General features: G+C 56.5%; 19 protein-coding genes. 13 read left to right on the top strand and 6 right to left on the bottom strand.

Annotation, left to right across the window (positions count from 1 at the left end; all coding sequences use genetic code 11):
* The first annotated feature begins 256 nt into the window (after positions 1 to 256).
* The 4 genes from DQG13_RS05145 (at position 257) to DQG13_RS05130 (ending at position 4,763) form a co-directional block, all read left to right on the top strand.
* On the top strand, positions 257 to 1,432 hold the full coding sequence (locus DQG13_RS05145) for a GerAB/ArcD/ProY family transporter (RefSeq protein WP_181592585.1): 1,176 nt from the start codon (positions 257 to 259) through the stop codon (positions 1,430 to 1,432).
* The gene (locus DQG13_RS05140; RefSeq protein WP_113018675.1) at positions 1,338 to 2,882 is read left to right on the top strand and encodes a spore germination protein; all 1,545 of its coding nucleotides are present in this window, start codon (positions 1,338 to 1,340) and stop codon (positions 2,880 to 2,882) included. The genes DQG13_RS05145 and DQG13_RS05140 overlap by 95 nt, the downstream gene beginning before the upstream one ends.
* Positions 2,879 to 4,036 (top strand): Ger(x)C family spore germination protein, encoded by a 1,158-nt coding sequence (locus DQG13_RS05135; protein WP_113018674.1) that lies wholly within the window; start codon positions 2,879 to 2,881, stop codon positions 4,034 to 4,036. The genes DQG13_RS05140 and DQG13_RS05135 overlap by 4 nt, the downstream gene beginning before the upstream one ends.
* A 70-nt stretch (positions 4,037 to 4,106) precedes the next feature.
* Positions 4,107 to 4,763, top strand: coding sequence for a hypothetical protein (locus tag DQG13_RS05130; protein WP_113018673.1), 657 nt, complete (start codon positions 4,107 to 4,109; stop codon positions 4,761 to 4,763).
* Between the two features lie 459 nt (positions 4,764 to 5,222).
* On the opposite strand, the gene DQG13_RS05125 is transcribed toward DQG13_RS05130, so the two are convergent.
* Both DQG13_RS05125 and DQG13_RS05120 read right to left on the bottom strand, forming a co-directional pair.
* The gene (locus DQG13_RS05125) at positions 5,223 to 5,558 is read right to left on the bottom strand and encodes a DUF4870 domain-containing protein (RefSeq protein ID WP_113018672.1); all 336 of its coding nucleotides are present in this window, start codon (positions 5,556 to 5,558) and stop codon (positions 5,223 to 5,225) included.
* A gap of 206 nt (positions 5,559 to 5,764) precedes the next feature.
* Entirely contained in the window at positions 5,765 to 5,998 is a 234-nt protein-coding gene (locus DQG13_RS05120; protein WP_113018671.1) for a hypothetical protein, read from the bottom strand.
* A gap of 260 nt (positions 5,999 to 6,258) precedes the next feature.
* On the opposite strand from DQG13_RS05120, the gene DQG13_RS05115 reads away from it, so the two are divergent.
* From DQG13_RS05115 to DQG13_RS05095, 5 genes are all read left to right on the top strand, one after another.
* Positions 6,259 to 7,026, top strand: a complete 768-nt coding sequence (locus DQG13_RS05115; protein WP_113018670.1) for an alpha/beta fold hydrolase — start codon at positions 6,259 to 6,261, stop codon at positions 7,024 to 7,026.
* Positions 7,027 to 7,691: 665 nt separating this feature from the next.
* On the top strand, positions 7,692 to 9,266 hold the full coding sequence (locus DQG13_RS05110) for a UDP-N-acetylmuramoyl-tripeptide--D-alanyl-D-alanine ligase (protein WP_113018669.1): 1,575 nt from the start codon (positions 7,692 to 7,694) through the stop codon (positions 9,264 to 9,266).
* 16 nt (positions 9,267 to 9,282) lie between these two features.
* Positions 9,283 to 10,464: a D-alanine--D-alanine ligase family protein gene (locus DQG13_RS05105; RefSeq protein ID WP_113018668.1), complete on the top strand. Its 1,182-nt coding sequence runs from the start codon at positions 9,283 to 9,285 to the stop codon at positions 10,462 to 10,464.
* Between the two features lie 90 nt (positions 10,465 to 10,554).
* A complete protein-coding gene (locus DQG13_RS05100) occupies positions 10,555 to 10,740 on the top strand; it encodes a hypothetical protein (protein ID WP_113018667.1) in 186 nt (61 codons plus the stop codon).
* A gap of 85 nt (positions 10,741 to 10,825) precedes the next feature.
* Positions 10,826 to 11,293, top strand: a complete 468-nt coding sequence (locus DQG13_RS05095) for a PilZ domain-containing protein (protein WP_113018666.1) — start codon at positions 10,826 to 10,828, stop codon at positions 11,291 to 11,293.
* Here the strand turns inward: DQG13_RS05095 and pdxR are convergent.
* On the bottom strand, positions 11,275 to 12,834 hold the full coding sequence (gene pdxR, locus DQG13_RS05090; RefSeq protein WP_113018665.1) for a MocR-like pyridoxine biosynthesis transcription factor PdxR: 1,560 nt from the start codon (positions 12,832 to 12,834) through the stop codon (positions 11,275 to 11,277). The genes DQG13_RS05095 and pdxR overlap by 19 nt on opposite strands.
* Before the next feature lie 138 nt (positions 12,835 to 12,972).
* Between pdxR and hisC the strand changes: the two genes are divergently transcribed.
* A complete protein-coding gene (hisC, locus tag DQG13_RS05085) occupies positions 12,973 to 14,037 on the top strand; it encodes a histidinol-phosphate transaminase (RefSeq protein ID WP_113018664.1) in 1,065 nt (354 codons plus the stop codon).
* 299 nt (positions 14,038 to 14,336) lie between these two features.
* Here the strand turns inward: hisC and DQG13_RS05080 are convergent, their stop codons facing one another.
* A complete protein-coding gene (locus DQG13_RS05080; RefSeq protein WP_113018663.1) occupies positions 14,337 to 14,585 on the bottom strand; it encodes an HPr family phosphocarrier protein in 249 nt (82 codons plus the stop codon).
* A 649-nt stretch (positions 14,586 to 15,234) separates the two neighbouring features.
* On the opposite strand from DQG13_RS05080, the gene rsmD reads away from it, so the two are divergent.
* Entirely contained in the window at positions 15,235 to 15,816 is a 582-nt protein-coding gene (rsmD, locus tag DQG13_RS05075; RefSeq protein ID WP_181592584.1) for a 16S rRNA (guanine(966)-N(2))-methyltransferase RsmD, read from the top strand.
* Between the two features lie 41 nt (positions 15,817 to 15,857).
* Complete coding sequence (coaD, locus tag DQG13_RS05070) at positions 15,858 to 16,370, top strand: pantetheine-phosphate adenylyltransferase (protein WP_113018661.1); 513 nt, start codon at positions 15,858 to 15,860, stop codon at positions 16,368 to 16,370.
* A gap of 55 nt (positions 16,371 to 16,425) precedes the next feature.
* Here the strand turns inward: coaD and DQG13_RS05065 are convergent, their stop codons facing one another.
* On the bottom strand, positions 16,426 to 17,649 hold the full coding sequence (locus DQG13_RS05065; protein ID WP_113018660.1) for a hypothetical protein: 1,224 nt from the start codon (positions 17,647 to 17,649) through the stop codon (positions 16,426 to 16,428).
* A gap of 137 nt (positions 17,650 to 17,786) precedes the next feature.
* On the opposite strand from DQG13_RS05065, the gene DQG13_RS05060 reads away from it, so the two are divergent.
* Positions 17,787 to 18,839 (top strand): YlbL family protein, encoded by a 1,053-nt coding sequence (locus DQG13_RS05060; RefSeq protein WP_258525478.1) that lies wholly within the window; start codon positions 17,787 to 17,789, stop codon positions 18,837 to 18,839.
* 78 nt (positions 18,840 to 18,917) lie between these two features.
* Here the strand turns inward: DQG13_RS05060 and DQG13_RS05055 are convergent, their stop codons facing one another.
* The gene (locus tag DQG13_RS05055; RefSeq protein WP_113018658.1) at positions 18,918 to 20,192 is read right to left on the bottom strand and encodes a nucleotidyltransferase; all 1,275 of its coding nucleotides are present in this window, start codon (positions 20,190 to 20,192) and stop codon (positions 18,918 to 18,920) included.
* Positions 20,193 to 20,331 lie beyond the last annotated feature (139 nt).

The following is a 20,331-nucleotide window of genomic DNA, read 5'->3' as shown; positions in this document are numbered from 1 at the left end:
GAGCAGATGCATGTTTTGAATATCTTTGATTCGCTCTAGATGTTTTTATTTTAAGCCAGTCCAGCCCAAAAATGAAGCCCCAATTTAGAGAAATTTGTGAAGAAATTTTGTTTTGTTTTTGTTTTTCGTTTTGAATGCAAGGGTTTTTGGATCAAATACAGCCTTTGCGCCCGTTTGCCTATTTGCTTCGGCCGATGTATACCCTCGCCTGCCTTGGAGAAAAATGACAACAACTAAAGCGAGAGGAGTGAAGCCGATGAAATCCCCCAAGCCTACGCTGCTCCAAGGAGCCATGGTCATGATGATGAGTGCAGGCATGGCCAACCATGTCTTTATCCTTCCCGCTTTGCTCCGCGCCACAGGAAGAGACGCATGGATGTGTATCATCTGCACCGCTCCCATTATGCTGCTGCTCTTGCTGACCATGCATTTTATCGCCAAAAAGCTGGGGGATGAGCCTCTCATCCATTGGATATCCCGCCATGCAGGCCGCACGGTATCTGTAGTATTCCAGGTTATGCTTACGCTTTATGCCGTCGTCAATATTTTCTCAACCATGTACGAAACCATGCTTTGGGTCAGAATCAATTTTCTGCTGAATACGCCTATGGGGATAACCAGCCTGTTCCTGATGCTGGTTTGCTACAGGGCCTCCAGCAAGGGACTGCGGGCTATCGCCAATACGGCGGGGATTCTTTTGCCGCTGGTCTGCCTTTTTGGCTTTACCATTGCATCCATCAATTTGAAATACAAGGACTACAATCAGCTGCTCCCCATGCTGGAGCATGGCATTTGGCCTGTGATCAACGGCATGGTCTATGTGATGGCGGGCGCTTTTGAGCTGATTTTGTTTTTGATCCTGCAATCGGGCCTGCGGTCGAGGATCAATCTTAAGACTCTGTTGATCCTGGGCTTCTCCGTTTTATTCATTACCTTCGGCCCGGTGATTGGGGCCATAGCGGAATTCAACCCTTACGAGGCGATTCACCAGCGTTTTCCCGCTTATGAGGAATGGCGGCTGGCGACAGTGGGGAAATTTCTCTCCCAGACGGATTTCCTTTCCATTTTCCAATGGCTGGCCGGTTCGTTCCTGCGGATATGCTTCCTTCTGTATGTAACGGTCGAAATGTGGCAAATTAAAACCGAGCGGCAAAAAAATACCGCCTTGCTGTTTATTTGCGTGGTTCTGGTACTCATCGGTTTGGCCCCGATCAGCGATGTATACATGCATCAGTACACAGGCGAATGGCTTTACCCGTCCAATCTGGTGCTGCTTAGCCTGGCGGCTGCCGGATTGGCGGTGATTGCCGCCAAGGCCGGAAGGAGTGGAGATACGCGTGGACAATCTGGACAGCAACCCGGGCAGCCGCGACAGCAGCAGCCCAAACAGCGAAAACTGCGAAAACCGCGTGTCCATGGCAGCGGCGGATGAGGAATTTTATTATGACTATTTCCGCCGGTGCGGCGATGTGGTCCTGCATACAATCCGTTACGGGGAAGAACACAGGCATGCTCTGGTTCTGATGTATTGCGGCGGCATGGTGGACCAGAAGCAGATTCCCCAATTTATTATTCCCCGGCTGGAGTCTGCCCGCAGCCGGCTTAAGGAAGACGCGAGCGGCCATTTGGCGGAGCTGTCCGCTCTTCCCTTGTCGCCGCTGAAGGAAGAAGAGGGCTGGCTGACCGTGTTGACCCGGCTGGTATTCAGCGGTCAGCTTATTGTTGCCCATCTGCGCCAGAATGCGGTTTATGCCATGGATATATCCGATATGCCTAACCGCAACCCCGAGGAATCGGCTATGGAACCCTCCATTAAGGGGCCGCGGGACGGTTTTACGGAAAGTCTGAAGACCAATATTGCCCTGATCCGCAGGCGTCTGCGCACCCATTCTCTTTGCGTGGAACTGTTCACTAAAGGCAAGCGGGGACAAACCAAGCTGGCCCTGCTGTATATCCAGGATATTATCAACCCCGACATTCTGGAGGAAATCCGCGGTTCTATCGAGCCGGTGGATCAGGACGCGATAATCGGCACCTCCATGGTGGAGCGGATGGTTATGGGCAGACGCCTGAAATCGCTGTTTCCTGTCTCGGATACTACGGGACGGGCCGACTATGCCGCCGATTCTCTTCTGAACGGCCGCTTTGTGCTCATGTCCGACGGTTCTCCCATGGCCACCATAGCCCCGATCACCCTGTTCGGCTTGTTAAAATCCCCGGAAGACGAAAATATGCCCTTCCACATCGTCAGCATGCAGCGGCTGCTCCGGTATGTGGGGCTTTTGATCTCGCTGTTTCTTCCCGGCTTTTTTGTGGGGCTCACCAGCTACAATCTGGACCAGGTGCCATTGCCGCTTCTGGCCACCATTGCCAATACCCGCCAGGGCCTTCCCATGCCCGTGGGTTTGGAGGCCGTGCTGATGCTGGTTATGTTCGACATCTTCGCCGAAGCCGGCAGACGGCTGCCGCGGGCCATCGGCCAGACCGTCACCGTCGTGGGAGGCATTATTATCGGAGACGCGTCCATCCGGGCGGGCATCACCTCGCCTACGGTGATTGTGATGATTTCCATTTCGATTATTTCCTCCTACACCTTGGTGGACCCCATTCTGAACGGTACAGTAGCCCAACTGCGGTTCGTTATTTTGGCATCCGCCTCCTTTTTCGGACTGTTCGGCTTCATGATGGCCTTTCTTTTGCTGCTGGTTCACCTTTCCTCACTGGAGCATTTCGGGGTTCCGTATTTATCTCCAATCACACCCTTTAACCGGAAGGATTTTCTGGCAGGCATCCTGACGAGGCCCAGCATGAACAAAGTCAACAGGCCGGAAATGCTGGACACGGTGGATAAAACCTCGGGAAAGGACCGGAACAAAATATGAAGCGGAACATAGCGGCTCTGCTGGCGGCTCTGCTGATTCTTCCGGGCTGCTGGGATATGAGGGAGGCCCAGGATACCAATTTCGTCACCGCCCTTGGAGTGGATTATATCCAGGACCATTATGTGGTGTATGCCCAAATTATTGATTTCCCCAGCATCGCCAAGCGGGAGAGCAGCGACTCCGCACCCCAGAGCGGAAGCGATGCCATCTGGGTGGGGAGAGGCGAGGGGAAAAGCGTGATTGCCGCTTTAAACCATATTTACGATTCGTCCCAGCAGCAAACGGTTTGGACCCATGTAAAAGCCGTCATCCTCTCGGAATCCGTCATGAAATCCAAAATGGATGAGGTGTTTTCCAGCATCTTGCGCTCCAGGGAAATGCGGTATACGCCCTGGGTATATGGCACCCGTGAGCCGATTACCAATCTGATGTCCTCCCTGCCGCTCCTGAACCTGTCCGCCCAGAGCACAGTGATGTTTGAGCCCACCTCCATTTACCGGCAAAGCTCGGATGTGGAGCCGGTGCATCTGCAGCGGGTAATGAATGCCGTCCGTGAGCCTGCCTCCATTGTCCTCTTGCCCTCCATTACCAGCAAAAACAGAATTTGGTCCAACCAGGGCAAGCAGCCCCCCCTTTCCCGGACAGACGGCATATTTGTTCTCGGCAAAAATACGCTCCACGGCTTTGTGCCGGAGCATAGCATCCAGGGGACACGTTTTGTGAAATATTACCGGGTGTTCCGCTATCCCATGACTCTGAACCTTGAGAACGGGGGCAGCGCCCTGCTTCTGATCCGCAATCCCCGGACCTCGGTGGACATTACCCTGTCCGGGGAGGAGCTGCAGCTGTCCATCCATGTTACCAGCAGAGCCAATCTCATTGAAAAAAATACGGACGAGAGCATCAGCTTCCAAACCATTGTGGAGGCAGGCAACAAAAAAATCGAAGACGAGATCCGCGCGGCTTTCCAGATGTCGCAGAAGCAAAACATGGATCTGTTCGGGCTGGAGGAGGAGCTCTACCGGAAGAAGAACGCCGTATGGAAGCGGCTCCGGGATTCCGGAGAGCCGGTGCTGCCCAAATTCACGCTCAAAGAGGTGCAGGTGACGCTGAAGATTAACCATGCCAATACGTACACTTTCCAGCAGAAATGAGCTTTTCTTTTTCTTCCGAAAGTATGGTAAGATAGAAAGGATGGAATTGAAGGGGGGATTCTTTTTTACAATGAGCGATAACGGGACGAATACACCGGCAGACGAAGCGGCAAAAGAACAGGAACAGCAGCTGGAGATGGAGCAGCAGGTTAAGGCCTGGTTTGAACTGACACGCAATATCCTTGCGGATGAATATAAGGACTATGAGGTGGACGGGCAGGTTGCCCTTCACCCTGGCTTCGGCCATTTGTTTGCTTTCCGGCTTCAGAAGGACGGCAAGTTCTATACCTGCGGCTTTATGCTGACGGAATTGATTCAGGTGTATAAGAATAATGCCAATCCGCCGCTTTGGCTGGCCTCCTTTTTCTATGATATGATCCAGGCCGGCGAGAGCCGCGGCTTCCCCAATCCGCCGCAGACGGATGACGATGCCAACAAGATCCTCCAGGAAGTGGTGCTGCCGCTGGTGATGAAGGGTGTGCAGGAGGAGTTTACCGAGGAAAATCAGGTTTATGTCGATCTGGAGGTCAACGAGCAGCTGGGCCCTGTGCTGGAGCTGGGGTTCCCGCAGATTACCGACGGCCCCAATACCTGCGCCATCCCGCTGCAGTATTTCATGACCATGTATCTGATGAACCGGGACCCGTCGGAGCATGCTGTGCAATCGCTGCATCGGCTTCTGGAGGAAACGGCCAAAGCCAAAGCCGCTTCCGGCCAGCAAGCATAAGAAGCAGCGGCAGGAAGCTGCCGATAATCATCAGGTCGCATTGCCCGGCAACCCAAAAAATCCGACAGCGCTTGTCTGTCGGTTTTTTTCGTTTCTATAATAGCGGACAGTTAACTGCCGCTATTTCCGGTTTGGCTCTGCTGCCCACGCGCACCAACTAACTATCTCCTTTGCACTCGGAAGAGTGCAGCGGAACTGAGCGACTCTTAAATCAGCTTTTGCAGCTAATTCCCGCTCTAGCGGAACTGAGGAGCGCTTATTCCCCGCTTCAGCCTTATTTTCCCCTGTTTCCGCCGCGTAAGGGACAATAACGGTTTCTCAGTTCCGCTACTCATCCAAATTCCCGTTTTTGCCGCTATAAGAGTCTCTGAGTTCCGCAACAGAAAACCGCCTGCCTTACCAGTAACGCCCCGATGCGGGCTCCTTCGGAAAGCCCGGATGCTGCCGGGAAACCGCGGCTTATTTAAGCAGCGTATACGCGCCGATAACCGGCAGCGGCTTGGCCTGTCCCTGGGCCGCGTTGACAATCCCCAGAATCATGAGGATGACCAGCGCCAGATTCACCAGAGGCAGCAGAAACCAGCCGATGATGGGCAAGATGCCCAGCACCACATTGCAGAGAGCAAAGAGCAGGAACAGGGTCAGCCCCTGATTGGCATGATACATGGCGAAGCGGGAATGCTTGGCGGCGATCAACGGCACAAAGAATAAAATATAGGCAATGATTGCCATTCCCTTGTTGGCTTCAATATCCGACGGGTCGTATCCGTTATCCGCAGGAGGGTAAGGCTGCATGACCGATCACCTCATTTTTGGTTTGGGAGAGCCGATTATGTAGCAGGGTGCTGGTTTGAACTATGAACTATTGACATGTATATGAAAACTCCCCTAATCTAGAACTTACCCCGGGATTGAACCGGAGAAACACCCTGCACGTAAAAAAACAGCCCCACGCCGGGGGCTGTTCAGATGCGGTTTGCGCAAGTTGGGCCGATGTGCGTCTAATAAAGGGACAACGCCAGAGAATCCCGTTCGTTGAAGCTATGTAGAAAAGCCTCGCAGCCGTCGATTTCCACGCTGATCAGGTTCTCAAGACATTTTTTGATGGTGGCTTTACCATACATCACTTTAAGCTCCAGTGCGCTTAGCAAGAGGTCGATGGCTTTTTGGGAGGATTTGCTGCTCTTGATGTATACGGGAATGACCTTATTTTGGAATTGAATGAGCATTGGCATGCCGGGATCACCTACCTGATTGGAATCTTTGATCTCTATTATAAAAGAAAAAGATTAATTTCAGCTTAAAATAATCTTACTTTTTCATTGCGTGTTGTCACTCCAGAGCGATTCTGTTATGATAATTTGGTTGGCGGAATCGGCTTACATCGCAATAGTTTAATAGACAAGGGCCAATGCGTCTTCCCCTCGCCGGGAATACTTTTGGCCTTTTTATGTATAATGGTTATGATGAAGAACATAAAGGATGCTGATGGGCGTTGAGAATAAACATCGATGGAATCGATATCGAATACACGGATTCGGGCAGCGGCAGAGTTGTCCTGCTGCTTCACGGCTGGGGAGCCAACAAGGAGAGCTTTTCCTTCATCGCGGAAAGCCTGGGGAAGCACTTCCGGGTAGTGGCTCCGGACTTTCCCGGCTTTGGGGGAAGCGGCGAACCTCCGGTGCCCTGGGGCTCGGAGGAATATTGCGCCTTCGTGGAGAAGTTCAATGCGGCGCTGGGGATTGAGAACCCCATTGTTGCGGGCCACTCCCACGGCGGCCGCACCGCCATCCGGTTTGCCTCGCGCAATCCGGTGCATAAGCTGATCCTGCTGGACAGCGCCGGCATTAAGCCCAAACGTAAATCTTCCTATTATATCCGCGTGTATGCCTACAAGGCGGCGAAGCATCTGCTGAAGCTTCCCGGCCTTCGGCGGAGGCGGGAGCAGATTCTGGAGCGGTTCCGCAAGAGCTCCGGGTCGGAGGATTACAAACGGGCCACGCCGCTGATGCGCCAGACGCTGGTGAAGCTGGTGAACGAGGATCTAAAGGCGTTCCTGCCGAAGATTCAGGCTCCCACGCTGCTTCTCTGGGGCGAGCTGGATACAGATACCCCTCTTGACCACGGCAAAATCATGGAGAAGCTGATCCCCAATGCGGGGCTGGTGACCATGAAGGGCGCCGGGCATTGGGCGTTTGCCCAAAGGCCCAGAGAGACGGTAATCATCCTGAACAACTTTCTGGAGAGCGACAAGGATAACTAGGAGTCTGTCCGACGAAAAGAAAAAGTGAATAAATATTGGCTCTAACCATAAATCAGGGCTTGAGCGCGCCTCTGCCTGTTTGTTCATAAGCAGTTTAGCGCAGATTTGAACCCTTGGCGATACTGGGAACATGCCCCCATTCCTAACGGCGGTGAGAGCCTCTATTTGCTCCAAAACGGGGGGCTGCCAAATCTAACGGAAGCAGGAGCCCTTATTGGGCTAAAAAAGGGCTTGCGGCGGAGCAATCGGTCCCAATAGCGGCTGTTGCCGCCGTTAGATTTTCTGAAGCGGTGTTTTTGCCGAAATAAGAGCTCCCACTGCCGTTAGCGTCAGACCATGGCATGGTCTAACAGCCCTCAGTCCGTGGCGTCAAGCACTGATTTTCGCGTAGAGCCTAAATATTCACTTGAAATGACTGGGAGGGAAAGAGTCGAGAGTTTTCCTTTAGGAAAACTGGCTTCGGAAGCATCTGCTTTGAGGGCGAGTTTTTTTGGCGGCTTTGACACCTAAAACATTCAATAAAATCAAGGGCGACAAAAACTGTTTGAGCATCCAAGGCACTGCTTTCCCGGTAAGGAATGAAGCTTGATGAATATTTATTCGCTTAAACAACTCCGTCGGACAGACGCTTAGAGAACTAATGAAACGAGGAGGAGCCTTTCCCCATGACTCTCACATTCGCGCTGCTGGCCGGATTGGCCTGGCTGGGATACGCCGCCTTGCGCATCCGCAGAGGCATCCATATGCTGCAGCTCAATTCGTACCGCAACTCCCGTTATTGGACCTGGAACAAGAACAATTGGGGCAGCACCCTGGCGCTGCGGGAGTGGATTCCGCTGGCGGCGGCTGTGCCCGCATTCTTCGGTTGGGAAGAGGCGGCTTTCATCGCCTTGGCGGCCGTCTATATTCTCTTGATTCTGCTGCGCCCCAAGGAAAAAGATAAAAAGAAGCTGGTCTTCACCAACCGGGTGAAGCGGCTGGCGGCTACCGCAGCGGTTCTGGCCTTGGCAGTGGGGCTGGCGGGACTGCTGATTGCAGCCAACGGTTTTGCTTATGCGCTGGCACTGCTTCCGCTTGTGACGCTGTTCCCCTTTGCAGTGGTGATTGCCGCCAATACGGTGAACGCCCCTATGGAAAAAGCCGTCAACAACAGCTACCTGAACGATGCCAAACGGCTCATCCGCAGCATGAACCGGCTTCAGGTGATCGGCATTACCGGCTCCTACGGCAAAACCAGCGTCAAGCACTTTTTACATACTGTCCTGTCCCAGCAATACAACGTTCTTATGACGCCGGAGAGCTTCAACACCCCCATGGGCATCACCCGCACGGTCAGAGAGCATCTGCGACCCACCCATGAGATTTTTATTGCCGAGATGGGCGCCAAGCAGATTGGCGATATCCGCGAGCTGTGCGAGCTGGCCCAGCCCCGGTACGGCATTCTTACCTCCATCGGCCCCCAGCATCTGGAATCCTTCAAGACGCTGGAGAATGTGCAAAAGACCAAATACGAGCTGCCGGAATTTCTCCCTGCGGACGGCATTGCCTTCCTCAATGCGGATGACCCCAACGTCATGTCCTACCAGCCGAAGCTGGCCTGCCGCCGGATCACCTTCGGCTTCAAGAATCCTGATGCGGACTACCGGGCGCAGGAGGTTTCCGTATCTGTCAAAGGCACAGCCTTTACGGTGACGGCGCCTTCGGGAGAAACAGCGCGTGTGGAAACCCTTCTGTTGGGCGGCCACAATGTAACCAACCTCCTGGCCTGCATCGCCTGCGGGCATGAGCTGGGGGTGCCGCTGGATAAGCTTGCCAAGGCCGTGAAGCGGATCAAGCCGGTGGAGCACCGGCTGGAGCTGCGGAAAAACGGCAGCATCACGATTATCGACGACAGCTTCAACTCCAATCCGGTTGGCTCCAGGAGCGCCCTGGAGGTGCTGAAGGAGATGGACGGCAAACGGATTCTCATTACCCCGGGCATGATTGAGCTGGGCGAAAAGGAATTCGAGCTGAACAAAGCCTTCGGCAGCTTCGCGGCGGAAGCCAGCGATTATATTATTCTGGTGGGACCCAAACAGACGGCTCCCATCCAGCAGGGGCTCAAGGAAGCCGGTTACCCGGCGGAGCGCCTGGCGGTTGTGCGGAATTTCAATGAAGCCATGACCGTCATGAGAGAAGTTGCGGAGCCGGGCAGCATCGTGCTTCTGGAGAATGATCTGCCTGACAACTATAACGAATGAACCGGAGGCAATTCATATGAAAACCAGAGTTGGCGTTCTATTCGGCGGCATGTCCGTGGAGCATGAGGTATCGGTGATTTCCGGCCTGCAGGCCTTGCATGCCCTGGATACAGGCGCGTATGAGGGCGTGCCGATTTACATTACCAAGCAGGGTGAATGGTTCACAGGTCCGGAGCTGACCTCGGTGGAGGAGTTCAAGGATGTGGCCGCCCTCAAGAAAAAAGCCAAACGGGTGGTGCTGTTTACCGACGAAACCGGACGGCATCTGCTGTTGGACCCCAAGCCGCCGGGGTTGTTCAAGTCCAAGAACATTGTGGACGAAATCCATGTTGCCTTTCCAATTACCCACGGCACATACGGTGAGGACGGAGCCCTGCAGGGGCTTTTGGAAATGAACAAAATTCCCTATGTGGGCTGCGACGTGCTCTCCTCTGCCGTCGGCATGGATAAAATCGCCGCCAAAACCATCCTCAAGGGAGCTGGACTGCCCCAGGCCGATTATCTGTGGTTTTATTCCAAAGCCTGGTCGGATGACCGAGAAGGCTGTCTGGCGCGGGTGGAGGCTGAGCTGGGTTATCCCGTTATCGTGAAGCCGGCCAACCTGGGCTCCAGCGTAGGTGTGGAACGGGCCATGAATGCGGATCAATTGGAGGACGCGGTGGATCTGGTTGTGAACTACTCCCATAAAGTCCTCATTGAGAAAATGGTGAATAATTTGAAGGAAGTCAATTGCTCCGTCCTTGGCGACTATGAGGAGGCTTTGCCCTCCGTGATTGAGGAAGTGGGCAAAACCAGCGAAATCTTAAGCTACGCGGACAAGTATATGAATCAGGCCTCCAAGGGCATGAGCGGCTCCGCCCGGATCATTCCCGCCAACATTACGGAAGAGACCCGTCTGAAGGTCCAGGATCTGGCGGTGAAAACCTTTCTGGAGCTGGGAGCCAGCGGCGTTTCCCGGATTGATTTTCTCATTGATACCGCTACGGACCATGTATATATTAATGAAATCAATACGATTCCCGGTTCCCTCTCCTTCTATCTGTGGGAGCCCAGCGGCAAGTCCTTCACCGAGCTGACCACCCGCCTGATCCAGCTGGCGCTGAAGCGAGCCCGGGAACGGGAGAATCTTACCTTCTCCATCGACACCAACCTGCTCTCGATGCACTCCAAGGGCGGCAAGCTGGGAACAAAGGGCTGATCTGTCAACGAAGACATACATTCTTTTCCTTTTTCGGAGGCATACTACTCCTGTTGCTTCTATGGTACGATTTGCTGGAGGAGGGGTTTGATGGCCCGGAATGAGGAAGAGGTTCTGAAAAATTTGCAGGTGGAGTTTGAATCCGCCAATGCGGCGACCTCCGCAAGTGTGGGGTTGACTGCCATGCATTCTGTGGCGGATGAGGCCCAGAAGGAATTGGCGGAGAACTCCGAGGGAGATAACGGAGATTTCGGCCCGCTGCATTCCCTGCAATAACCGACAGGCCCGCTGCGCTCTTCTTCATGAAGCCGCGCAAAGCGGGCTTGATTGCACAACAGAACGTTAAGGAGCGGAATGGTTGATGGCAACCCCCAACAAACGGCAATTTTACCGGTTGACCCTTCACGTTCCGCTGGCGGCGCGATTCCGTATTATTGGCTTTCAAAACACGAAGCTTGTCTCCAACAACGGCACGACCTACATAGCGGATATCAGCGCAGGCGGCATCCGGATGCACTCCCGCCTGAACCTGCCTCTCCTGGAAAGCTTGCTGCTGGAGTTCGATATTGAGCTTTTTCACTCCAAGCTGAAGCTGTTGGGCTGTGTGCTGCGCAAGGAACCGCTGTATGACGGCATATACGAATACGGTGTGGAGTTTATTCTGGATGATGCCGTGCGGGAGCAGCTGCTTGGCCATATCCATCTCCTGTCCATCCGGCTGAAGCATAACCAGGTGCTGGCCAGCTGCAGCTTCTGCAGTGAAGAGGAATGGAAGGAATTCTACCGCCCGGAGAATGAGGGAAACATGAACTACGGAAGCCAGGCCTGAGCCAAAAGCTGCACGCCCATGCGGATGGCCTCCGTATCCAAACCGCCGAAGCCCAGCAACACGGGGCCTTCGGTTTTTTTGTCTGCCAGCAGGGAATACACCGATACCGGATATACCTTTACGCCGCGTTGGGCAGCTTTCCGGATCATGTCCGTTTCCTCCGCCCCCGGGGACAGGCGGACCAGCACATGCAGGCCGGAGCCTGCTCCGATGATTTGCAGCCGATCTCCGAAGCTTGTGCGCAGCGCTTCCAGGAGAACGGCATGTTTATGCTCATAAAGAACCCGCATCCGCCGCATATGCCGCTCCAGCTCCCCGCTCTCCATAAAAAGCCGGAGTGTCTCCTGGAACAGGGGTGAAGCCAGTTGGTCGTAGCTGTGCTCCCCTTGTTTGAACCGCTGCGCCAGCGGCAAGGGGAGGACCAGATAGCTTAGCCGGAAGGAGGGAGTCAGCGCTCTGGAGAAGGTTCCCAGATAGATGACCCGGCCGGCCCTGTCCATGCTCTGCAAGGAGGGGATCGGAGCGCCTCCGTAGCGGAATTCCCCGTCATAGTCATTTTCGATCAGATAGCTGTTGTGCGCCTCCGCCCATTGCAGCAGCTGAAGGCGTTTGGCGGCGGACAGAATCATGCCGTAGGGAAACTGGTGGGAGGGGGTCAGATAGACGGCTTGTGCTCCGGCAGCCTCCAGGGAAGCGAGGGACACCCCATCCGGCTCCAGAGGAAGGGGCACACAGGAGCCGCCGGAATAGCCGAAGCGCCGGAACAGGGATTTGACTCCTGTGTTCACGTAATTCTCCGAAGCAAGTATTTGTACCTCTCCCTCCAGAAGCTGCAGCAGCAGATCCAGGGAATGGTAGGTCCCCGCCCCAATGACAATTTGCTCCGGAAGGCAGCGCACGCCTCTGGTCTGATGCAGATAGGAGACAACTTGCTTCCGCAGCCCCAGCTCGCCCTGGATGTCTCCGTACAGCAGGATGGGATTGGCTTCGGCTTGGAGGCTGCGGTTCAGAAGGCGCCTCCAGCGCACAGCCGGAAATGACTTCAGATCCACTGCGCCGTAGCCGAAGTCCACAAGGGGCGGAGCCTCGGCAGCCTCCGCGGGGGTGAGCCTGGAGAAAACGGACGCCTCCGGCGATGCAGGCGCAGATGCAAGAGTGGGGGCAGATGCAAGGGGAAGAGTATGCGCAAGGGTGGGGGCGGGTGCAAGGTTGGAGGTGGGCGAAAAGGTGGGTGTAGGCGCAAGGTTGGGAGCAGGCGTAACGGCAGGCGACGCGGCTGCGGCTGTCCACGCCGGAGGCAGCTCCGCGGCGAACAGCCCGGAGCGGGGTTTGCTCACCACATACCCTTCCGCCTGCAGCTGCTCATAAGCGAGGGCTACCGGCGTTCGGCTGAGATTGAGCCGCCCGCATAACCGCCGGATGGACGGCAGGCGCGCTCCCGCCGGAATCCGGCCCTGGAGAATATCCTCCCGGATGCTCCGGTACAGCTGCATATACAACGCCTCGCCCGAGGCGGGATCAAGCTTGGGGGTCAGGTCCATGGCGTCCGGCTCCTTTGTACAGTTTGGCGAAAGCATAAGCAGGCAATCTGTCACTCTCAAAAAGAACAAACTGTATATTTCCTGGATGACAAACTGCGGATAGACTTATGATAAACCATAAGTCAGGAGGTTGTCCAAATGAGCTTTGCGCTTCCCCATATCCGCAGTATGCCCCGGTATCAGACAGGAATAGCTCCCCGGCCCGGAGAGCGGGCTGTAAAGCTGAACCAGAATGAAAATCCGTACCCTCCCTCTCCCCGTGTGCGGGAGGCCCTGTTGTCGGCAGATGCGGCTGCTCTTAGGCTTTATCCCGGTGAAAGCGTGGAGCAGCTCCGTGAAGGGTTGGAGACATTGCATGGCACGGCCTCCGGCCGGGTGTTCATCGGCAATGGCTCCAGCGAGATTATTTCGCTGATCATGAAGGTGTTCGTCGGTGCGGGCGGCGCTTTTGCCGTGCCGGACCCCACCTTTGGGCTGTATCAGACGGCGGCTTGGTCACAGGGGGCGGAGGTGATCCGGGTTCCGCTGGACAGCCGGTATCAGGTGGACGTGGAGGGGCTGCTGGCAAGCGGAGCCAAGGCCGTCATCTTGGTCAACCCCAATGCGCCTACAGGGCTTTTGTTGGAGGGCGGCGGGGTGGAGAAGCTGGCGAGCCGGTTCCCGGGGCTTGTGGTGGTGGACGAAGCCTACATGGACTTTGCCCCGGCAGGCTTCTCGGCAATGGAGCTGCTGGAGAAGCACTCCAATCTGATGGTGCTCCGCACATTTTCCAAATCCTACAGTCTGTCGGGAGCGAGGGTAGGCTACTGTGTGGCGTCTCGGGAGCTGATTGCCGCATTGGACAAGGGGAAGGATATTTACAACGTGAATGCCCTGAGTGCCCGGCTGGCCTTGGCGGCCTTGCAGGACAGAGCCTATCTGCATGAAACCGTGGGCAAAATTATCCGGACGCGCCAGACGTATACCCGGCGTTTGAAGGCGGCAGGGTTTGCCGTTCTGCCCTCCGCCGCCAATTTCCTCCTGTGCCGGGTGCCGGAGGGAGGCAATGCCCGGGAGGCGTTGAGGCTGTATGAGGGGCTGGCGGAGCAGGGGGTGTACGTGCGCTATTTCGACCATCCCCGGCTCTGCGACAAGCTGCGGATTTCGGTGGGGACGGACGCAGAGATGGAGCGGCTGTGGGAGGCGCTTATGGCGCTTTTATAGATGAAGGAAAAGGGGACGGTTGGAGGGAGCAGGGTGCAGGACATGCGGACCGTATGGCCGTTATTTTGCTGTTTCACAGCCTTTTGCGCATTTCGCGGACACAGGGTACGCTATTGACCCCGGCAAACCTCCAATCGGCTGTTTTTGCCCCGCTTAGCGGATTCTCAGTCCGTTTGAATGGAAAAACGCCGCTTTTTCGCCGAATAGCGGAACCTGTGTCCGGCTGGCTTGCCCTTCCGAGTGGATGAAGCGGGGATGGCCTGTATATAAACAAAAAACCTCCGCACGGAGGCAGAGGTTCAGCAAGTCTCCATTATTTTGCACATAAAGTCCAGCGCTTCCTCCTCATCCTTGCCCCGGGTCCGGATGGTAATAACCGATCCCTTCTTCAAGGGGAAGGTCATCATGCCCAGCAGGCTTTTCACATCGATCACCGCGTCCTGCTTCAATAGAAGAATGTCCGAATGAAAGCGGCCGGCATCAATGCAAATATGCTTCAACTCATCAGGGGAGAAGTCATTGGCCAGTGTAATATCATGTACGCGCATACAAGTCCCTCCCAACGTTATTATCCCGATTTTAGCACCGGAGGCAACGGTTTGAAAAGAGAGGCGAGCCTATAAATTCGCAACAGAATAAGGATGATCCGCGAGGGTAAACCCACTGGATGTAGGCGTTTGCAGAATTGTTCCCAAGGAACGGTCCATCAGGGAATGGTTCGCTGAAAACGGGTTCTGTGTTATAATATCGGATGACCGCTACATGCCGTGGGATTTGCTGTCGGCGCTGCCGCATGGCGGATATACTCGAAGCTTCCTGCCCCCCCTCTTCACAAAAAAATAGAGCGACACCGCAAGAACGGCGCGCCCTCCGAGTCATACAAAACCCTTGTCCCGCAAGGGTTTTTCTTATGTATGAGCCAGAACAAGCGGGGCAATCGTTGCCAATCACCCCATCATGGGAGAGGAGAAACCGAATGGAGGCTTATGAAGAGAAGATGCATAATCCTTCACACGGTTAACCGGCATCCGGGGATGCCGATATCAATAGCATTTCCGCCGCAGGAAATGTTATACAGGAATAGCGAGAATATTTTTGGGAAAATGGATGCGGATATGGTACGATAAGCAACGAAAGTGTGGCCAAATGCATGCGGCCAGGGATTTTAGTATTCTTACGACTAGGAGCAAAATAGAGATGAGAGTCATTTCGGGTACGGCTAAGGGCCGGCATCTGAAGGCTGTTCCCGGCATGGGAACTCGGCCCACCACAGACAAGGTGAAGGAAGCGATTTTCAGCATGATCGGACCTTATTTTGACGGGGGGATGGTCCTTGATCTGTTCGCCGGCACCGGCGGATTGGGCATTGAGGCGTTGAGCCGCGGGATGGACCGGGCGGTGTTCGTGGATATGGACAAAAAGAGCATCGAGGTGGTCCGGGAAAATTTGACTGCCTGCCGTCTGGAGCAGGCTGCGGAGGTATACCGGAATGAGGCGGAGCGGGCGCTGAAGGTGCTGGCCAAGAAGGAAAGCCGCTTCGATCTGGTGTTTCTCGATCCTCCGTACCGCATGAAGACGGCAGACAAGCTGATGGAGGAGATGCATGGCCTCGGCCTTCTCGCCCCGCAAGCGGTGGTGCTGGTGGAGCATGTCTCGGATTACCGTTACCCGGAGGCATTCGGCCCGTTTGTGTGCCGCAGATTCGCTCTTTACGGGGAGACGGCGGTAGCGATTTATGATTATCAACAACAGGACCTGCCGCAAGGAAATCAATCCTGATCATATAGAAATGCGGCTGATGAAAAAAGGAGTGTATTGTGATGAAGCGTTTGGGACATGAGCCAACCATTGCTGTTTGCCCGGGAAGCTTTGACCCGGTGACCTACGGGCATTTGGACATTATTCACCGGGCGGCGGAGGTATTCGATAAGGTGATTGTGGCGGTGCTGAACAATGCTGCGAAATCCCCCCTGTTCACGGTGCAGCAACGGATGGAGCTGCTGGTGGAGGTAACCAAGGATATTCCCAATGTGGAAGTGGACGGGTTCGATGACCTGCTGGTGAATTATATCCATAAGAAAAACGCCCATGTCATTATCAAAGGACTGCGGGCGGTTTCGGATTTTGAATATGAGCTGCAGATGGCTTCGGTGAACCGGAAGCTGTCGTCCGAGATTGAAACGTTCTTCATGATGTCCAGCACCCAATACTCTTACTTGAGCTCCAGTGTGGTGAAGCAGGTGGCCATGTTCGGCGGTCCGGTGGAGGATCTGGTGCCGGATGTGGTGGAGAGGGCGCTGCGCACGAAGTTCGAGGAGCTGCGCAAGCGCTAGGCGGTTGCCGGCAAAATTCGGCGGTAACTCCTCTCAGGGAGACGCGGGGCGGCCGCTACCGGCGGCGCCCCGCCGAGTAGGCCTGCTCCAGCAGCCGGATGACCAGGGACAGAAGGAGCATCACCCCCAGCACCAAACCCAGCAGAATCAGCGACGCCCCCCAAACGGCCCCCAGCTCCCGCAGTCCGAAGGCTTCTCCCAGCCGGGCCGCCGATTCCCAGCCGACGCTGGGGGAGAATGCGGCTTCGGTGCCTTGAATAAGGCTGGTCAAGGGCTGCCAGACCAGCAGGGTGACGGCGGTGGCGATGCTGCTGTGCAGGAGCCGGAAGCGGAGGAAGGGTAGATAACGAAGCCCGGCAGGCCGCATAAAGCCTGTGGCCTGAGCGTGTACGGACAGGCCGCTCCAGGCCAGCGCCGCGCCGATGGCGGCTGCGCGAAGGGCGGGTGACCAGGCGGATATGGCGCTGTAGGCATATGCTCCCAGATGGGGCTCAAGCACGCCGGGAACCAACTGAAGGAACCACTGGGCGGCGGAGCTTGACCCTAAGTATAATCCGGCCAGCCGGACCGCCACGGAGAAGGCCATGATCAGGCCGCCGATGAGGAGCAGCGCATAAATGGATTGGGTGACGGCATCCCCCAGCATTTTGCCGAATACCCGGCCGTCATTGGAGCGGGCCTCCTCCATAGCGCGGAGCGCCTTGTGCGGAAGACGGCGCAAGGGTACCGCCGGAGAAGGCGATGCCCGCTCTCCCCGTTTGCGGGTGCAGAAGCCGGCGATCACAGCGGAAAGATAATGAATAATCGCCAGCAGCAGGCCGCTTTCCGGGCTGTGCAAAAAACCTGCCCCAACCACGCCTACAATCAGCATCGGGTTGGCCAAATGGCCCAGGGCAGCCAGCCTTTCGGCTTCGGCGGGGCTGACCCCGTGCTGCTGGCTCAGCTTGGCCGCGGCGTCTGCAGACAAGGGATAGCCGCCGGCTACCCCCGACGCCAGCACCCAGCCTCCGGAGCCGGGGAGGCGGAAGACTCTCCGCATCAACGGCTCCAGGAACACGCCAAGGCCATGGATAAGGCCAAAACCAAGCAGCAGCTCTGTCATCATGAAAAAGGGCAGTAGGGCGGGGAAGACCCAATCCCACCAGAGACGGAGTCCCGAGAGCGATGCCTGGAAGGCTTGTTCGGGGTAAGTGATGACGGAGACAACAAAAGCGATAGTCACAATGCCCAAGAACAGAGTATAGATGTTTTGGCGGCTGTGGTTTTTTCCCGATTGCACAGGCAATCACCTTCCGATCATGCGTTTGTTCCATATGTACGCCATTGGAAGGATGAATAGACCAAGCCCCGATTAAGGCCAACACGCCCGCCCTGACGACACCGGCGGGGGAAGGAATGGGATCGGCCGTGAAAACGATGGACAACGGGCGGACGCTGGCAGCGGCGCGCGCCGTTATTTCGGGATTTCTGGCTCTGCTGTTTTGCTATGCTGCATTTTTTGTGCCTTTGCCATATTACATTTTCCAGCCGGGAACGGCGGATGATCTGCAGGGAATGGTTCGTGTGCAGGGAGGCGGCTATCCTGAGAGCGGCCGTTTTTTGCTGACGACAGTAGGGGTAAGCAATGCTACCTTGGCCAAGATGGCGGAGGCCAGGTTTAAGGGGTACGAGGTGCGGCGCCAAACGGCGGTGCGCCAGCCGGGGGAATCGGAGCAAGAGTATGGGGAGCGCCAGCACCAGGTGATGCTTACCTCCCAATCCAATGCCATCCAGGCCGCCTACCGGGCGGCGGGCATTTCCTACACCATCGCCAATAAGGGGATTGTGGTGCTCGGCACGGTCGAAGGCTTGCCTGCCGAGGGAGTTCTGGAGCCGGGGGATGTGATCCTGAAGGCGGACGGCGCGCCGGTGGATGCGGGGAGCAAGCTGGACGCCATTATAGCCGGGAAAAAAGAAGGGGACGCCATACGCCTTACCTATAAACGGGGGAGCGTTGCCATGGAGGCTTCCTTTACCCTGCGGGCGCTGCCCGCGGCGGAGCAGGGCACCGGTCAGTTGGGCATCGGCATCGCCACCGCCGACCGCAAGGCGGTGCAGGCTGCCCGGCAGGCCGATGGGGTCACTGTCCGGGCCGGCGAAATCGGGGGGCCGTCTGCAGGCTTTATGTTCGCCCTGGAAACCTACGGGCTGCTGCTGGCCGATGATCTGTCCCGGGGCTACACCATTGCCGGGACAGGCACCATTGACCCGCAGGGCGTTATCGGGGCCATCGGCGGCGCCCGCCACAAGGCTACGGCCGCCCACCGGGCAGGGGCGGACATCTTGTTTGTGCCCCGCGACGAGCAGTCGGCGGGTGAGGCCCGGAAGCAGGCCGAGAAGCTGCATTCGGCCATGAAGGTGGTGGAGGTGGGCACCCTCCAGGAGGCCATTGCCTACCTGGAAAGCCTCCCGCCCAAGGCGGCGGGCTAAGGAGTCTGCGGCGAAAAACGATGCTTCCGAAGCGCGTTTGCTTTCGCAAACGCTTAAGCACCGCAGCGCAGCAGCTTCTTAGTCCAACCGAAGCGGAGGCTCTCTGTAGTCCCGCTGCCACTCACCCGGGTCCAGCCTCCGGTAGCCCAGGCTGTAGACGGCTCCGGCGCGGATGTCCATCCCGAGCCAGGCTGGGTCCTCCGCGGCGGCGGCCCGGGTAATGACGGGCAGCTTGGCGGTTTGGCGCATCCGCTTGAGCAGGGTTCTGCCCCGGGGGCTGAACCCCAGAACGCGGATGCAGGCGGGACCGGCCAGCAGGCTCTCCCGGCCAAGGCTCTGCTGCGTGTGCCCCAGCAAGATCCGCAGCAGGGTGCGCTGCAGCTTGGTGCGGGTGTAGCGTTTGGTCTTGAGCAAATCCAGCAGGGCCTCTACCGGGGAGGAGGCATCGGCCGGCATCCGGCCCAAAGCGGCCTTGATCCGGTTTTCCAACCCCTCGGTGACTTCATGGAGCTGCCGCAGCTCCTCCTCTGGACGGGACAGAAGCTGGCCGAACAGAGGCCCGGCGAAGTGCTCCCAGCACAAAGGGCCGCGTCCCTCGCCATGCTCCCGCTGCATAATCTCCAGGGTGTAGGGCGGCACATAAGGGGCAATGGCTCCCAAAGCATCCGCCCCCGGGGCCTGCCAGCCTGTGCGGAACAGAAGCTTGCGCAGGGCTGTGGCGCTGGCAATGGACGGAGCGGTAATATCGGCCTGGTGAAAGCCTGCCTCCCGGCGGACTACCGTCAGCGGCGCGATGGGGCTTTGCAGGCGCTTCAAGGCCAGCAGATAGTGCAGGCCCAGAATGGTATTGGGCTGTTCCAACGGCGGCGGCGGTTCGCCATTAGCGCCCCCGCCGCTGCCGCTGAACCGGCGCACCGCTGCGGCATAAGCGGCAGGGTAGCTGGCTCCCTGCTTCAGCTCCTCCTGCAGCAGGCTGCGGAAGGCCCCGTCCTCCCGGCAGAGCAGTCCGGCCAGCCGGTCCAGCGGCGCAAGCGTCCCTTCCTCGCTGCCGAAGCATAGGGCGTCCACCACGCCGGTGGCGTCCAGCAGCTTGACCGCGCCATAGGCAAACCATTCCGCGGGCTGGCAGGCATAGGCCACCGGTAGCTCGATAACTACATCGGCGCCCATGCGCAGAGCCATTTCCGTGCGGGCCCACTTGTTGACGACGGCGGGCTCCCCCCGCTGCAAAAAATGCCCGCTCATCACGGCAACGCAGGCTTCCGCTCCGGCGGCCTGCAGGGACGCGTTAAAATGATGCACATGCCCGTTGTGCAGCGGGTTGTATTCCACGATGATGCCGACTGTTTTCATGACGATCCTCCATAAAGTAACACTGCATTCTATCCCGCTCTATTAGCCATACTTAAGAATATACCACATTTTTCTTTTCAAATCTTGAATGAGGCGTTGACAAAACCTACACAAAATCGATATAATAATCTTTGTTTGT

The sequence above is a fragment of the Paenibacillus sp. YN15 genome, from assembly GCF_003285005.1.
Taxonomy (GTDB): Bacteria; Bacillota; Bacilli; order Paenibacillales; family NBRC-103111; genus Paenibacillus_AR.
The sequence above is the reverse complement of the archived record's forward strand: the minus strand, read 5'-3'. Positions and strand labels throughout refer to the sequence as shown.